The organism is uncultured Senegalimassilia sp., assembly GCF_934632265.1.
Taxonomy (GTDB): domain Bacteria; phylum Actinomycetota; class Coriobacteriia; order Coriobacteriales; family Eggerthellaceae; genus Senegalimassilia.
Genome location: NZ_CAKTYH010000041.1, coordinates 1 through 14,597 on the forward strand (window position 1 = coordinate 1; position 14,597 = coordinate 14,597).

12 protein-coding genes and 1 tRNA gene are annotated in these 14,597 nt (G+C 65.6%); 3 read left to right on the forward strand and 10 right to left on the reverse strand.

The window, feature by feature from the left end:
• From aspS to Q0H50_RS04460, 3 genes are all read right to left on the reverse strand, one after another.
• The coding region (aspS, locus tag Q0H50_RS04450) for an aspartate--tRNA ligase (protein ID WP_294419785.1) at window positions 1–1,101 on the reverse strand (1,101 nt) is incomplete at its 3' end.
• Between the two features lie 157 nt (window positions 1,102–1,258).
• Window positions 1,259–2,626 (reverse strand): histidine--tRNA ligase, encoded by a 1,368-nt coding sequence (gene hisS, locus Q0H50_RS04455; RefSeq protein WP_294419787.1) that lies wholly within the window; start codon window positions 2,624–2,626, stop codon window positions 1,259–1,261.
• Window positions 2,627–2,880: 254 nt separating this feature from the next.
• Entirely contained in the window at window positions 2,881–5,664 is a 2,784-nt protein-coding gene (locus Q0H50_RS04460) for a hypothetical protein (protein ID WP_294419789.1), read from the reverse strand.
• A gap of 92 nt (window positions 5,665–5,756) precedes the next feature.
• Between Q0H50_RS04460 and Q0H50_RS09580 the strand changes: the two genes are divergently transcribed.
• On the forward strand, window positions 5,757–6,011 hold the full coding sequence (locus Q0H50_RS09580) for a LuxR C-terminal-related transcriptional regulator (RefSeq protein ID WP_366936627.1): 255 nt from the start codon (window positions 5,757–5,759) through the stop codon (window positions 6,009–6,011).
• Window positions 6,012–6,087: 76 nt separating this feature from the next.
• Here the strand turns inward: Q0H50_RS09580 and Q0H50_RS04465 are convergent, their stop codons facing one another.
• The gene (locus Q0H50_RS04465; protein WP_042434802.1) at window positions 6,088–6,453 is read right to left on the reverse strand and encodes a histidine triad nucleotide-binding protein; all 366 of its coding nucleotides are present in this window, start codon (window positions 6,451–6,453) and stop codon (window positions 6,088–6,090) included.
• A gap of 125 nt (window positions 6,454–6,578) precedes the next feature.
• Window positions 6,579–7,688 (reverse strand): 3-isopropylmalate dehydrogenase, encoded by a 1,110-nt coding sequence (gene leuB / locus Q0H50_RS04470; protein WP_294419791.1) that lies wholly within the window; start codon window positions 7,686–7,688, stop codon window positions 6,579–6,581.
• 301 nt (window positions 7,689–7,989) lie between these two features.
• On the opposite strand from leuB, the gene Q0H50_RS04475 reads away from it, so the two are divergent.
• Window positions 7,990–9,327, forward strand: coding sequence for a hypothetical protein (locus tag Q0H50_RS04475; RefSeq protein ID WP_294419793.1), 1,338 nt, complete (start codon window positions 7,990–7,992; stop codon window positions 9,325–9,327).
• Between the two features lie 346 nt (window positions 9,328–9,673).
• On the opposite strand, the gene Q0H50_RS04480 is transcribed toward Q0H50_RS04475, so the two are convergent.
• The 5 genes from Q0H50_RS04480 to Q0H50_RS04500 all read right to left on the reverse strand — a co-directional run bounded on the left by Q0H50_RS04480 (window position 9,674) and on the right by Q0H50_RS04500 (window position 14,328).
• On the reverse strand, window positions 9,674–10,171 hold the full coding sequence (locus Q0H50_RS04480; RefSeq protein ID WP_294419794.1) for a 3-isopropylmalate dehydratase small subunit: 498 nt from the start codon (window positions 10,169–10,171) through the stop codon (window positions 9,674–9,676).
• A 22-nt stretch (window positions 10,172–10,193) separates the two neighbouring features.
• Complete coding sequence (gene leuC, locus Q0H50_RS04485) at window positions 10,194–11,465, reverse strand: 3-isopropylmalate dehydratase large subunit (protein ID WP_294419795.1); 1,272 nt, start codon at window positions 11,463–11,465, stop codon at window positions 10,194–10,196.
• A gap of 256 nt (window positions 11,466–11,721) precedes the next feature.
• The gene (locus Q0H50_RS04490; protein ID WP_294419797.1) at window positions 11,722–12,201 is read right to left on the reverse strand and encodes a hypothetical protein; all 480 of its coding nucleotides are present in this window, start codon (window positions 12,199–12,201) and stop codon (window positions 11,722–11,724) included.
• A gap of 162 nt (window positions 12,202–12,363) precedes the next feature.
• Window positions 12,364–13,263 (reverse strand): peptidoglycan-binding protein, encoded by a 900-nt coding sequence (locus Q0H50_RS04495; protein ID WP_294419799.1) that lies wholly within the window; start codon window positions 13,261–13,263, stop codon window positions 12,364–12,366.
• A gap of 9 nt (window positions 13,264–13,272) precedes the next feature.
• Window positions 13,273–14,328, reverse strand: a complete 1,056-nt coding sequence (locus tag Q0H50_RS04500; RefSeq protein ID WP_294419801.1) for a polyprenyl synthetase family protein — start codon at window positions 14,326–14,328, stop codon at window positions 13,273–13,275.
• Between the two features lie 168 nt (window positions 14,329–14,496).
• Between Q0H50_RS04500 and Q0H50_RS04505 the strand changes: the two genes are divergently transcribed.
• Window positions 14,497–14,581: transfer RNA gene (locus Q0H50_RS04505), tRNA-Leu, on the forward strand.
• Window positions 14,582–14,597: the final 16 nt, after the last annotated feature.

The window sequence follows — 14,597 nt, forward strand, 5'->3', positions numbered from 1 at the left end:
GGTGTAGGCGATCCAGGCCATGCCCTTCGCGCCGTTGGCAGCAGCCACGTCGGCCAGCTTCTCGATGTCGCCGCGCGACCAGTTGCCGGCGCCCTTGGCGTTGATGCACTTCACGACGTTGCCCGCCTCGACGGCCTTGGAGAACACGCCGAAGCCGCAGCCGCGCACGATGTCGGTGAGCTCGACGAGCTCCATGCCGAAGCGCACGTCGGGACGGTCGCAGCCGAAGCGATCCATGGCCTCTTTCCACGGCATACGCTGCAGCGGGAACTCATGCTGCACGCCCGCGGCGGCCAGCACCTCCTTGAACACGCCCTCCATCAGGTCCATGACGTCAGTTTCCTGCACGAAGGACATCTCGATGTCGACCTGCGTGAACTCGGGCTGGCGGTCGGCGCGCAGGTCCTCATCGCGGAAGCAGCGGGCGATCTGGTAGTAGCGCTCGATGCCGCCGACCATGAGCATCTGCTTGAACTGCTGCGGGGACTGCGGCAGCGCGTAGAACTTGCCCGGGTTCGGACGGGAGGGCACCAGGTAATCGCGAGCGCCCTCGGGCGTGGAGTTGGCCAGGATGGGCGTTTCCACCTCGATGAAACCGCGCTCGTTCAGCGCAGCGCGCATGGCCTGGGCCACGGTGTGGCGCAGGTGCAGGGACTGGTACATCTCAGGACGGCGAAGGTCCATATAGCGCCACTTCATGCGCGTGGTCTCGTCGGTCTCGATGCCGTCCTCGATGGAGAACGGCGGGGTGACGGATTCGTTGAGCACGTTGACCTTGCTGGCCAGCACCTCGATCTCGCCGGTGGCCATGTTCGGGTTCACGGCGTCGGCGCCGCGGTCGCGCACCGTGCCGGTGATCTGCAGGGCGTACTCGCGACCCAGATGCTCGGCCTTGTGGAAGTCCTCCTCGGGCACGCAATCGGGGTCGACGACCACCTGGGTGTAGCCGGTGCGATCGCGCAGATCGCAGAAGATCAACCCGCCGTGGTCGCGGTTGTGCCACGCCCAACCGCACAGCGTGACCTCTCGGCCCACGTCGGACTTGCGCAGCTCGCCGCACGTTGCGTCGTGCATGCAAAACTCGTTGATGTAATCCGTCATTCTCTCTTGCTCCTTGCAATGCTTTATGGGCGCCCGGCCGCAAGCGCGGGCCCGGGTTGTTGCTCAAACCTAGCCATTGTACATCACGAAAGGAGCCGGAAACCATACCGGCCCCCAGCTCCTTTGAAAATGCCATGGTTGCAGCGGCGCTTGCGGGTTATTCCTCGCCGGCGAACACGTCCTCGATGCTGGCGTGCGCGCCGCCGAAGGGCTCGCCACCGAATTGGGCCAGCAGCGCCTTGGCCTGATCGAGCTTCACCAGGCGCTCGTGGTGGGTGGACATGTTGCGCACCTTCACCTCACCGGCGGCAAGCTCGTCGGGGCCGAGCACGGCAACCATGCGCGAGCCCACCTTGTCAGCCAGCTTGAACTGGCTTTTCAGGCTGCGGTGCTGATGGTCCATCTCGGCGGTCACGCCCGCGTCGCGGCATGCCTGCACCAAGCTGAACGCCTCGGCGCGCACGGAATCGTCCACGCATGCCACGAAGATGTCGCAATGCTGGGCGCTCGGGAACGCTTGGCCCGCGGCCTGGATGGCCAGCGCGCAGCGCTCGTAGCCCAGCGCGAAGCCGAAGCCCGGCGTGGGGCGTCCGCCCACTTCCTCGGCCAGCTTGTCGTAGCGACCGCCGCCGCCGATGGCGTTTTGGCTGCCCATGCCCTGGTCGACCTGCACCTCGAACACGGTGCGCGTGTAGTAGTCGAGACCGCGGACCAGCGTGGGGTCCTCGATGTAGGAGATGCCTGCGCCGTCCAGGTAGGTTTTCACGGCCTGGTAGTGCTCGCGGCAGTCATCGCACAGGTAGTCCGAAATCTTCGGAGCGCCCTCCATGACCTCGGCGCAGCCGGGGTTCTTGCAGTCGAAGGCGCGCAGCGGGTTGATCTCGGCGCGGCGCATGCACTCCTCGCACATATGCTCGGCATGGGCGTTCATGTATTCGCGCACGGCCTCGCGGTACTTCGGACGGCACTCCTCGCAGCCCATGGAGTTCACCAGCAGGCGCGTGGCGTCCATGGGGACGCCGATGGCGGCGTAGAAGCGCATGAGCATGATGATGCCCTCGGCGTCGACGCTGGGATCCTCCGCGCCCAGGCATTCGATGCCTACCTGGTTGAACATGCGCTGACGGCCCTTCTGCGGACGCTCCGCGCGGAACATCGGGCCGGCGTACATGAGCTTGGCCGGAGCCGCGCCCTGCGGCACCAGGTCATGCTGCACCACGGCGCGCACCACGCCCGCAGTGCCCTCGGGGCGCAGGCTCAGGCGGCTTTTCGCCTTGATGGTGCCGCCTTCCATGACGCGCTTGAAGTTCTCGCCGGAGATGGCGGTGAACATCTCCTTGGACACCACGTCGGTGGCCTGGCCGATGCCGCGCACGAACAGGTCGGTCTGCTCGAACAGCGGCGTTTCGATGGGCTGATAGCCGTAACGGGCGAAGATGCCGAACGCGGTGTCGCGGAAATGCGCCCAGAACTTCGCCTCATCGGGCAGAAGATCGCGCGTTCCCTCCGGGGAGTTGATTGCCATGACGGTTCCTTACTTCCAATAGCTTACGTTCCGATGGTACGGACGGTTGAAAACGGTTAACCCTTGCATTGTAGCGCACGCGCCGTCGTCCGGCGGATGCGCACCCGCGGCCCCACGCAATCAGCGCGGCGCGGGGCCGGAGACGGGCGCATCGGGCCCGGCGCGGACGCGAAGCGGGCAGGCAGGCGCGGCGGCCATGCTCCGGATCCGACGGTTGCTCGGCGGGCGCGTCGGACGAGGCGCGGACGGCTGCCCTACGCCGGCTCGCCGAAACTGCGCAGCACGCCCATGAGCGCGTCATCGGGGCGATGGCGCAGGCGCGTGGCGAGCAGGCTGCGCGCCACGTTGGCAAGGCCGGCATCGCAGGCCGCCGCCAGAGCGGCATCGATGACGTCGAGCATCTCGGACGCAGGCGCGCACGGGATGCCCTCCGCGGCAAGCGCCGCCTCCACGCCGCCCGCCGGCGGGATGGATGCGCCGGTCTCGGCCACCAGCTCGCGCAGTTCGGCCGTGGCCTGCATGGCGATCGACGGCGATGCCTCGACCGCCTTCAGGTAGCACGCCACGCCCGCATCGGCGCTGCCGCGCTTCCACATCACGTATCCCAGCTGGTAGTACATCAGCGCGATGTCGGTGGGCTGCAGAGAGACGCGAAGGCCCGCGCGCAGCACGTCGAAGGCGCGGCCCATGTCGCCTTGCAGCATATAGGCGCGCCCGAGCACCCGGTAGCCCATGGCGCACGACGGGCCCATGGCCACGGCGGCGCGGCCGTAGCGCAGCGCCTCGTCGGCGCGCTCGAACGAGCGCTCCAGCAGATGCGTGACCTCCAGGTGGCACAGGTAGAACGAATCGGGCACCACGCGCACGCGCTTGCCGGCATCTGCCGCGGCGTCAGGGACCGCGACGGCATCGACGGCCGCCTCGCTCGCAGCATCCGCTTCGCCGTCACGCGGTACCGCCTGCGTTGCACGGGAAACGTTGTACAGCACCCTGGCGCTGTAGCTGTCGAACGCGCGGTACACCTCCTGGGAGCCATCGGCGAAGCCGTCGAGCAGCTGCGCCTCGGCGATGGCGCCGGTAAGGGCTTCCACAGCAGCAGCGGGGTTCGTCTCGGCAAGCGAATGCGCACGGCCGAGCGCCACCAGGCAGCGGTCCTCGCCCAAGAAGCGCCCCACCACCGCGTTTTGGTCGGCGGCGTCGATAGCGCCCTCGGCAAGCGCGGCCATCAGGCGCGTGCACGCCAAGACGGCACGCTCGTCCTTGGCGTCGAGCGCGGCGGACTGCACCTGGCGCACGGCGGCGATGGCCTCGGTGGCGCTTTGCGCGTCCACGAGCGAATCCGCCAGGCCCTCGGCCATGCGGCGATACGCCGTGTCGTATTCGATATCGAGATCGCGCTCGCACTCCGCTCCCAGGGGCCCTTGAGCCCATGCCGGAAGCTCGGCCGCGCGGCCATCGGCGCTCCACGCTTCGAACACGGGATGCATCACGCGCTGGCGCGGCACCTGGGCATCGGCCACGTCATAGCGCGCCCCCGCGGCATCGAGCAGTTCGCGTGGGTCTCCAGCGATCGCAGCCTTGAAGCCGTCGCGCTCGGCATAAAGCGCACGGTCCAGGTCGACCTCGAACAGCGCGGTGGCCTCGGCCTCGCGCGGCTGCTCGGAAAGGGCGGGAGCGCCGAGCACGGCGGGCACCGCCTGTTGCGGCCCTGCGGAGGGCGCATCCTGCGGCGCGGGGCCATCGGGCAGTGGGAACGCCATCAGCTTCACCCGCGAGATACCGGGCTCGCCGGAGAAGGCGCGGTCGGCGAGCAGCAGGCCCACGCGCATGACGTAGGAAAGCGCCGCCTCATCTTCGCCGCCTGCACCGCTCGGCACCATGCCCTCCGGCGGCATGGTCAGGCAAAACGCCGCTTGGCCGGCGCCGATGTCTCCCGCAAGCTCCACATCGATGCGCACCGGAAGGCGCAACTGCTCGATGGCCAGCGCCAGACGGCAGCGCACGCCCCATTCTCCGCCCTCATGCCCGGACGGGGCGTTATCGGGCATGCCGCCCACCAGTTCCTGCTCGCCCACCGCGACGAACAGCTGCGCATCCTCCCGACGGCATTCCTCAAGCCCGGCAGCATCGGCGCGATCGCCCATACGCTCGCACAGCAGGATGAAACGGTTGAGCGCCGCCTCTATCCCCCACAGCTCCCTATCGGAGATGTCGGCATCCTCCTGGTTGCGGACCAGATAAGCCAAGTGCGCGTACTTCGTGGACCGCACGAGACGAACGGCCTCGTCGGAGACGCCGCGCTCATGGATGGCGAACAAGCCGGCCTGCTCGAGGTTTTCCAGCAGCAACTCGACGGCTCCGGGAGCTTCGAGCTGGGGGTCGGCCAGCGCGCGCTTGACCTGGCCCGAAAGCTCGCGCAGCGCCTCGAAGGGTTTTTCGGGCCCAAGCGCGTCGAGCACGCCCATGACGCCGCGGCTGGGGACGGCGGGCGCGCCCATGGCCGGCCGGAAGCACAGCGCGAAATACGCGCGCGCCATGAACTCCTTGTAGGTCATGGCCTTGCGCTCGTCGAAGCGATACCACGTATCCGATACCTTATACAGGTCGGCCGTTCCTTTATAGGCCGCGACGCAGCGCGCCGCGTCGCCCTCGCCGTCGCGCACGTATACATACCCGGCGGTTTTCACGGCATCTTGCGCCAAATCGGAGAATCGGGCGATTTCCATGTCGGGCGTGCGGGCCGGCGGCGCGACCTGCGGCTCGTCGCAGGCGAACACGCGCCCATACCTGTCCAAGTACGCCACGATGCGCATGGCCTGGTCGCTGGGGGAATCGCCCTCCAGATGCACCAGGTACATGCCGCCGCTTTTCGGCTTCGGCCGCATCACGCGGCCGCCCACCACGCCGAACGCCCCGGAAAACACGGTGCCGTCGGCAAGCGAGGACACGGCGTCGCGCAGGACCTTGCAACGCACGCCCAACAGCTTCTCATGCGGCTCAAGCCGCCACAGGCCTTCTTTTCCCGCAACCTTTTGCACGCTGAACCATCCTTTCAAATGCTGGCGAATAGCTTACCAGAGTGCGCGAAAAGCCGCCGCCCCTCTGGTCGGCGGCTTTTCGCCATCGATGGATGCGGTGCCGGAAACGGGAAGCGAAGAACCGGACGCTTAGGGCTACGTCCCCGAAGCGTCAGGCGTCGCGGCCGCGGGCGCTGAGCCTGAACGCGCCGGCAGCTCTCGAACGGGAAGCGGAGATCTCCGCCCGCCTGACGCTGTCCTACAACACGGTCAAATCCCGCATTCGCCACATCTACGACAAGCTGGACGTGCATCGCAGGCAAGACCTGGTGGACCTTATAGCCCGGGAAGCGGAACGCCTTTCATAGCGGCATGAAAAACGCCGCCTGCCTTTCGGCAAGCGGCGTTCTGCGATCGAAGCCTATTGCGCTGCGATTTCGGGCGCTAGCCCTCCACGCGCTGGGAGTTCTCGAACGTGAAGCGGCCCATCTTCACACCGCCCAGGATGTGGATGTGGAAGTGCTTGACCGTTGCGGCGGAGTCGGGGCCGGTGTTCATGACCGTGCGGAAACCGGACTCGCGCACGCCTTTGAGCTCGGCGACCTTCGGCACCACGGACAGCATATGGCCGAGTACCTCGGCCGGGATGCCGTCGCACAGGTCATCGTAGTGCTTCTTCGGGACGAGCAGGGTATGCACGGGGGCCTCGGGCTCGATGTCGTCGAACGCAAAGCAGATATCGTCCTCGTAGACCTTGTTCGTGGGGATCTCCCCGGAGATGAGTTTGCAGAACAGGCAGTCATCGGCCATTTGAGGCTCCTTTCGTCGAAGAGGTGCGGCGGCGCGGCGCCGGTCCGCACGAACAGTTTACAGGACGGGGCCGCACCGCGACCCCGCGAACCTGCTGCGGCGGGAACTTCCCCGCCGTTGGGCGCTTACAGATGCGCGACCACCAGATCGCCCATGCCGGCGCAACCGACCACCTTGTCGGCGGCTGTGGAGGCGTCCTTCAGATCGCCCGTGCGCCAGCCCTCGTCGAGCACCTCGGTGACCGCGCGGCGGATGTCGTCGGCCGCCTCGTTCATGCCGAAGCTGTAGCGCAGCATCATCTCGACGGACAAGATCTGCGCCAGCGGATTGGCGATGCCCTTGCCGGCGATATCCGGGGCGCTGCCGTGGCTGGGCTCGTACAGCGCCGTGGAATCGCCCAGGCTTGCGGAAGCCAGCATGCCGAGGGAGCCCGTGATCTGCGCGGCCTCGTCGGAGAGGATGTCGCCGAACATGTTCTCGGTGACCACCACGTCGAAGTCGGCAGGGCGGTTGATCAGCTGCATGGCGGTGTTGTCCACCAGCAGGTCCTCGATCTGCACATCGGGATACTCCTGCTCGCCGATGCGGTGAACGATCTCGCGCCACATGCGGCTGGTCTCAAGGACGTTGGCCTTGTCGACGCTGGTCACCTTGCCGCGGCGCTTGCGGGCGGCCTCGAACGCCTGGCGGGCGATGCGCTCCACCTCGTACTCGCGGTACTCGAGCGTATCGTAGGCACGCTGGCCCTTGGCACCGTCGGTTCCGGCGCCCTCCTCGTCGTAGAAGCGCTCGCGCTTGCCGAAGTACAGGCCGCCGGTCAGCTCGCGCACGATCATCAGGTCGACGCCCTCGATGACCTCGGGCTTAAGCGTGGAGGCGCCGGCGAGCGCATCGAAGATTTGCACGGGGCGCAGGTTGGTGTACAGGCCCAGGCCCTTGCGGATTGCCAGAAGACCCGCCTCGGGGCGCGGCGCTCCGGGGTCGGTGGTATCCCATTTCGGCCCACCCACGGCGGCGAGCAGCACGGCATCGGCGGCCTTGGCAGCGTCGAGCGTGGCAGCCGGCAGCGGATCGCCCACCGCGTCGATGGCGGCGCCGCCGATAAGCGACTCCTTGCAATCGAAGCGCGTGTCGTACTTCGCGCCGACGGCGTTGAGGACCTTCACGCCCTCCGCGATGATCTCAGGGCCGATGCCATCGCCCGGCAACAGGCAGATGTCGTATTGCTTCGTCATGATGCGAGCCTCTTTCAAAGCGTTGTTCAGTTACGTTCACATAGTAACGCACTAGGGCTTCCCAAAGGCCTGTTCCCATGGGAAATTTGGATAGTTCGCAAAGGCCGGCGCCGCTTCGCCGACGATGCCCGCTTTTGCGGCCAAGCCTCCGATGCCGCCGCGACCGACGCCTGCGCGTTTTCGCGAAATGGGCCTTCCCATTGCCGGAGGCGTCGCATTTTGGGCCATGCGGGGCTTGCCGCGGGCGCAGCGGCTCCGGCATACTCGCAAGTAGCAGCCCCTACGCTCAAGGAGGCCTTATATGGAAGGGTTCTTCGCCATCAAATGCCGCAGCTGCGGCGGCCCCATGTACTCCCACCAGCAAACCCGAAGCTTCGATTGCGCCTATTGCGGGGCGAGCACGCCCTGGGCCGAGGGCGGACCGGAACCGGCACCCGCCATGGGCATCCGTCATACGCCGCTTCAGGTGGTGGACGGCTTGCTGAAGCTGACGCACGTCTCCCAGCTTGAGCCCGCGCAGGATTCCGAGTGGTCCTACTACAAACCCTACTGGCGCAACATGTCGCTGCTCGAGCGGCTGCTATGGGAAGACCCCGCAACCGCCGACGAGCTCCAAAACGCCGAGCACGTCAGCGTCCCCTGCCCGTTTTGCGGGGCGGCCTTCGAGGGCAAGTCCACCCAAAGCGTGTTCGAATGCCCCTCGTGCGGCAACAAGATCGGCATTGCCGATTTGCTCAAACCCGGTACGTTCAGCAAGCGCCTTTCCATGGGAACGGGGGCGGAATACATTCCTGAACAGGCCCTTCCCTGCCGCATCTCCGCCCAGCAGGCGCGCGCGAACGCCCTTGCGCTCGTACATCAGCACCCCGACGCCTTCGCCGGACATGCCGTTGACAAGGCTGTCGAAGAGCAGATGGCGCTCACATACGTGCCCATGGAACTTGCCGATTTGCGTATGATGGCGTCTTTTCCCGGGAAGCGGCCGGGCAAGGAATCGCTTGTGTACTTCGAGGTGCTCGACTGGGCGTGGCCGAAGACCTATTTCGTCGACATACCGCTGATGGGACTGCTCGAACCGTGGGATTTCTCCGCGGCAGCCCCGTTCGACCCCGCCATGCAGGAAGGCGATTTCCGCGTGATAGCCGTCGAGGGCCTGCTGAAGAAGAGCGCCGTCATCGACAAGCTGACGTATTCGCTGGCGGGAAACGACGCCGAGAAGGCGTTCGGCTACCGCAGGAACAGCATGCGTAAATGGGCCCGCAGCGTGCGCAAGCACGCATCGGGGCTGATGCTCGTGCCCATCTATTACGTCGATCGGCCCGCCTCGGAGGGTCGCGATGGCGAGCAGGTGCGCATAGCCGTGAACGGGCAGACGGGCCGCGCCGCCGCCGTGGTGTTCAACGAGAAGAAGGAGATCCACGTGCAGGCGCCGCTCAACCCGGGTCTGCATCTGTCCGCCGAGAGCACCGTGCACGCAACGCCCATCGAGGTGAAGTACGCGAAATCGCCGTTCCTCTACCAGATCGTCCGCATCGGCGGCAACGAGGCCGGCGTCCAAACGGCAATGGCCGCCGAAGGCTCGTATCGAGAAGAGAAACCGCGGCGAAAAGGCCTGCTCAGCAGGCTGTTCGGGAATTAAGCGAATCTTGCCGCACGTCCCTGGACCGGAAACGAACAGGGAATGAACAGGGGACGGAGGTGCGTTCACGGTCGAAAGCAAGCGCGGACCGGGCAAGAAGCGCGTTCGCATACGCAAACGGAAGATACCGGACGCGCTGATGGCGCGCTGCCCGCCCCGAACGAAAGAGGGCGGCTTGCTGCGCGCAAGCCGCCCTCTTCTCAGTTTGCGGTTGGTGCCCCGCTCCCCCCTTGGGGGGGGACGATGAACAGGGGACGGAGGTGTGTTCACGAGCATCCTTCTGCACCGTGAAAGCCAACCGTGAACACACCTCCGTCCCCTGTTCACGAGTCGGCGCTGGTTGCGGCTATTCGATGCCCAGCACCTTGCGGGTGCGGTTGATCAGGCCGCCCTCCTCGATGATCTCGCGGATAAACGGCGGGAACGGCTGGGCCTTGAACGTCTCGCCGGTGGTGGTGTTCGTGATGATGCCGGCGTCGGCATGCACGTCCACCACATCGCCCTGCTTGATGGCGTCAACGGCCTCGGGGCATTCCATGATGGCCAGGCCGGTGTTGATGGAGTTGCGATAGAAGATGCGCGCGAAGGACTTGGCGATGACCACGTCCACGCCTGCGGCCTTGATGGCGATCGGCGCATGCTCGCGCGACGACCCGCAGCCGAAGTTCTCGTCGGCCACGATGATGTCGCCCTTTTCGACCTTCTTCACGAAGTCCTTGTCCAGATCCTCCAGGCAATGCGATGCCAGCCACTCGGGATCGGAGGAGTTGAGGTAACGGGCCGGGATGATGACGTCGGTGTCGATGTCGCGGCCGTAACGATGCGCGGTACCCTTGAAATGCATGATCGGTTCCTTCCCTTATCCGTTATTCCGCAATATCCTCGGGCAGGCCGATGTGGCCGAGCACGGCGCTGGCCGCGGCAACGGCCGGGCTTGCCAGGTACACCTCGGACGTGGGGTCGCCCATGCGGCCGACGAAGTTGCGGTTCGAGGTGGAAACGCAGCGCTCGCCGGCGGCCAGGATGCCCATGTAGCCGCCCAGGCACGGGCCGCACGTGGGCGTGGAAACGGCGCAGTTGGCGTCAAGGAACACGTCCATCAGGCCCTCGGCGATGCACTGCTTGTACACGGCCTGCGTTGCCGGGATGACGATGCAGCGCACGTCAGGGTGCACTTTGCGGCCGCGCAGCACGTCGGCGGCCTGGCGCATATCCTCCAAGCGGCCGTTGGTGCAGCTGCCGATGACGGCCTGGTCGATCTTCACGTCGCGCGACTCGGCCGCCGGGCGCGTGTTGGACGGCAGATGCGGCCACGCCACGGTAGCCGGGATGTCGGCGGCGTCGATCTCGTACACATGGGCGTACACGGCGTCGGGGTCGGAGTGATATTCGGTATAGGGGCGCTCGGTGCGACCGTCCATGTAGGCGCGCGTGATGTCGTCGACTTCGATGAGGCCCGCCTTGCCGCCAGCCTCGATAGCCATGTTGGAGATGGAAAGGCGCTGGTCCATGGACATGGTGCGGATGGCGCTGCCCGTGAACTCCATGGCCTTGTACAGCGCGCCGTCGACGCCGATCATGCCAATGATGTACAAGATGACGTCCTTGCCGGTAACGCCGGGGGCAAGCTGGCCGTCGATCTTGAACAGCAGGCTTTCGGGCACCTTGAACCACGCCTTGCCCGTGGCGTACCCGACGGCGGCGTCGGTGGAGCCCACGCCGGTGGAGAACGCGCCGAGCGCACCATAGGTGCAGGTATGGGAATCGGCGCCGATGATCAGATCGCCCGCGCCCACGACGCCCTGCTCGGGCAGCAGCGCGTGCTCGACGCCCATGCAGCCGACCTCGTAGTAATGCGTGATGCCCTGCTCGCGGGCGAAATCGCGCACCTGCTTGGCCTGCTCGGCGCTTTTGATGTCCTTGTTCGGGACGTAATGATCGGGAACCAGCGCGATCTTGGTGGGATTGAAGACCTTCTCCACGCCGATCTGCTTGAAATTCTTGATGGCGATAGGCGACGTGATGTCGTTGGAAAGCACCAGGTCGAGATTGCACTCGATCAATTGCCCCGGCTCGACTTCGTCAAGCCCCGCATGTGCGGCCAAGATCTTCTCGGCCATGGTCATGGGACGTGCCATGTTCGCTCCTTCGATTTGCAGCCTCGCGCGCCCGCGCACCCCGTGCACCGGGCGTTTTGAAAAACTTGCTGATTGTACCACCGGCGTTTCTCGAAATAATGGAAGAGCCCCGTCGGGGCTCTTCTTTGTAACATATTGTTTACGTTCGTTGACGCGGAGAATGCGCCGTGGCACCAGGCCAACACCTGGCAAAAACCCGAACGCGATCATCCGCAAGCCGGCAACATGGCCAGCCGCCGCAGCGGAGAGCCCGATGTTACCAGGTTCCGCCGTACGGGCCGTAGTAGCCGGCGTCGCAAGCGGCGACGAACGCGGCGAGCATGCCGCCCACCATGACGGTGAGGATGATGCCGGCAAGCATCCACACGGCGAAGCCGATGGCCGAGAACTTCACGGCATCGTTTTTCACCTGCGGATACTTATCGGCGTTGCAAACCCAGGCAAGCAAAATGCCCGGGATGCCCACCAACGCGCCGATGACGAGCCAGGCGAACTTCATGCCGCCCGAAAGCTTCGTAAGCGGCGCCGGCGGGTACACCGGCTGCGTATATACGGGCTGTGCGTAGGGCTGCTGTTGCTGGGCCTGCGCATACGGCTGCTGCTCGGGCTGAGGCTGCGCCGGGGGCACCTGCGACGCGGCAGGGGCGCCTTGGGGCTGGGCGGCGGGTTGATTCTGAGGCTGCTGGGAAGCCGGCTGCTCGGGCTGCGGGATGGGGTTATCGTTATGCTCGGTCATGACCGGACCTTTCTCTTGGTTGCGCTGTCGCGCTTGGGCTGCGCTTCGATATCCCCAGTATACGCACGGACCGCCGCCTCAGCGCAAACCGTTGCCATCCCGACGCAAAACGGGCGGCCCCGTTGACCGCCCGTTAACGATGATACTTCTCGCCAGCCGCCGCTACCGCTTCGCGAGCGCCGTGCACAGCGCATCGAGCAGCGTGATGGCGAAATGCTGGGCCGAACGACCCATGCCGGCGTCCTCCCACATGCTGCCGGGAAGTTCAACGGCGATGCGCGCCGGGTCGGCCTGCATGGCCGCCTCAAGCGCCGACTCCAGGCGCATGGACAGCGTCTCCTCGGGAGCGAATCCCACGCGAGGCGCGTTGCCCGTTTCCTCCTCGGGCAGCACGATGTGCACGAGCAGCATCTGCTCGTCGGGCGCCACCAGCAGGTTATCGGCGCTGACGATCTTCGACGCGGGGTTGGTGGCAAGCGCCAGGTTGCTCATGCGCGAGGCCACGCTGCGCGTGAACTCCTGCGTGCCGAACAGGCACAGCGCGTTACGCTCGAGCACGCCGGCCGCACGCGCGAAGCCCAGGTGCGAGGAGCCGCGCACGGCCTCCTTGCCCTCCCAGGAATGATGCAGGTTGCGGATGGCGGCATAGGTGTACGCGCCGGCGATGCCGTCGGTGGGCAGGCCCAGGTTCGTCTGAAACTTGCGCAAGGCAAGCTCGGTGAACGCGCCGAAGATGCCGTCGATGTCGCCGCAGGCGAAGCCGAGCGCCGAAAGCGCCTTCTGCAGCTGCTGCACGTCATGGCCGTGGAAGTGGGGCATGCGCAGGTACAGCGTGCGGTCGCCCAGGCAAAACGATGCGTCCACCAGGGCAGCCCACGTTTTCTCGTCCACTTCTTCGCCGCACTCGAGCTGCGCCTGGGAACGGAAGGAAGCGACGGCCTTCGCCGTTTCAGACCCGAACAGGCCGTCCACGTGAGCTTCATCCAAAAGCCCGATGCGGGAAAGACGATGCTGCACGTCCTCGACGGCAGCTCCGGAATCGTTGAGTTTAATGGTTTCCATTGCACCCACCTACTTCAGTCGGTTCACAAACCAATCGGCCATGGAGATCAGAAGATCGCGCGACAGGGACGGCCCCACCTTTTCCACCAAACGCTCCTTCGCGACGTTGGTCAGGTTCTCCGCATAGCTGCGCGCATACTCGACGCTGCCCGTGGCCTGCATGATGTCGACCGCCTCGGCGAGCACCGCCGGGTCCTTCTCCTTGGCGGACAGGATCTGGATAAGGCGCTCGCGCGCCTCGGGGGCGGCGTTTGCCAGGGCGTGCACCACCACCAGCGTGCGCTTGCCCTCGGTGATATCGCTGCGGAAGTCCTTCTTCGTGGACTCCTCGCTGCCGATGAGGTTGAGCAGGTCGTCTTGGATCTGGAACGCCAGGCCCGTGGCAAGGCCGTAGCTGCGCAGGGCCTCAACCTCTTCTGCCGTGCCGCCGCCGATGATGGCGCCCACGGCCAGCGGCACCGCGCCGGAGTAATGGGCGGTTTTGTGCGTGGCCATGACCAGATAGTCCTCGGGGGTAATGTCGTAACGGCCGTCGCGCGCCCATCCGATGTCGAGGGCCTGGCCCTCGATGGTGCGGCGCGTCATTTCGATGAGCTCGGAGATAACGCGCACCTTCGTATGGTCGTCAAGGTCGGGGTCTTCCACAACCGTGCCGTTGACCAGGGACAAGGCAAGATCGCCCGCATTGATGGCAAGGCCGATGCCCTCCGTGCAGTGCATGCACGGCTCACCGCGGCGAAGCTCCGCCTCGTCGGCGATATCATCGTGGATGAGCGCCGCGGTATGGAAGTGCTCGATGGCGGCCGCTGCGCTGGTTGCCAAGCGCATGTCGCCGCCCACGGCCAGGCATGCGGCGAAGCAGATGAGCGGGCGATGGCGTTTGCCGCCGTTTTCGCTGTACCGCTTCAGCGGCGTGTACAGATAACGATCCATATCGGGATGCGTTCCTGCGGGAAGGTAGGTGTTCACCAGATCCCCTACCTGATCGGCATAGGCCATCAGATAGCCTTCGAAGGTTTTGGGGGGTTCGGCTACGTCTGCGATGATCTCGTTAATGTTTTTCATAGCGCTTTCTTGATTCGAATCGCTTGCATGCTTAAGGCAATGGTACCACAAGCGCTTTGCGCGCACGCGGCCCTCCGGCCAAGCGGCCCAATCAGCCGAGGAACTTCAAATTGAGCGCCATCAGGATGCCCGCTCGGCTTTTTCTGCTATGATGGTTGGCGCTGATTTGGGAGCGTGGCGGAATCGGCATACGCAGCGGACTTAAAATCCGCCGCCGCAAGGCTTGTGGGTTCGAATCCCACCGCTCCTACCAAGCAGATATGGCAACG

Bases quoted from the DNA above. Each gene is read 5' to 3' on its own strand.
- hisS (WP_294419787.1), bottom strand. From the start codon at position 2,626: ATGGCAATCAACTCCCCGGAGGGAACGCGCGATCTTCTGCCCGATGAG.
- Q0H50_RS09580 (WP_366936627.1), top strand. From the start codon at position 5,757: ATGCGGTGCCGGAAACGGGAAGCGAAGAACCGGACGCTTAGGGCTACG.
- Q0H50_RS04465 (WP_042434802.1), bottom strand. From the start codon at position 6,453: ATGGCCGATGACTGCCTGTTCTGCAAACTCATCTCCGGGGAGATCCCC.
- leuB (WP_294419791.1), bottom strand. From the start codon at position 7,688: ATGACGAAGCAATACGACATCTGCCTGTTGCCGGGCGATGGCATCGGC.
- Q0H50_RS04475 (WP_294419793.1), top strand. From the start codon at position 7,990: ATGGAAGGGTTCTTCGCCATCAAATGCCGCAGCTGCGGCGGCCCCATG.
- Q0H50_RS04480 (WP_294419794.1), bottom strand. From the start codon at position 10,171: ATGCATTTCAAGGGTACCGCGCATCGTTACGGCCGCGACATCGACACC.
- leuC (WP_294419795.1), bottom strand. From the start codon at position 11,465: ATGGCACGTCCCATGACCATGGCCGAGAAGATCTTGGCCGCACATGCG.
- Q0H50_RS04490 (WP_294419797.1), bottom strand. From the start codon at position 12,201: ATGACCGAGCATAACGATAACCCCATCCCGCAGCCCGAGCAGCCGGCT.
- Q0H50_RS04495 (WP_294419799.1), bottom strand. From the start codon at position 13,263: ATGGAAACCATTAAACTCAACGATTCCGGAGCTGCCGTCGAGGACGTG.
- Q0H50_RS04500 (WP_294419801.1), bottom strand. From the start codon at position 14,328: ATGAAAAACATTAACGAGATCATCGCAGACGTAGCCGAACCCCCCAAA.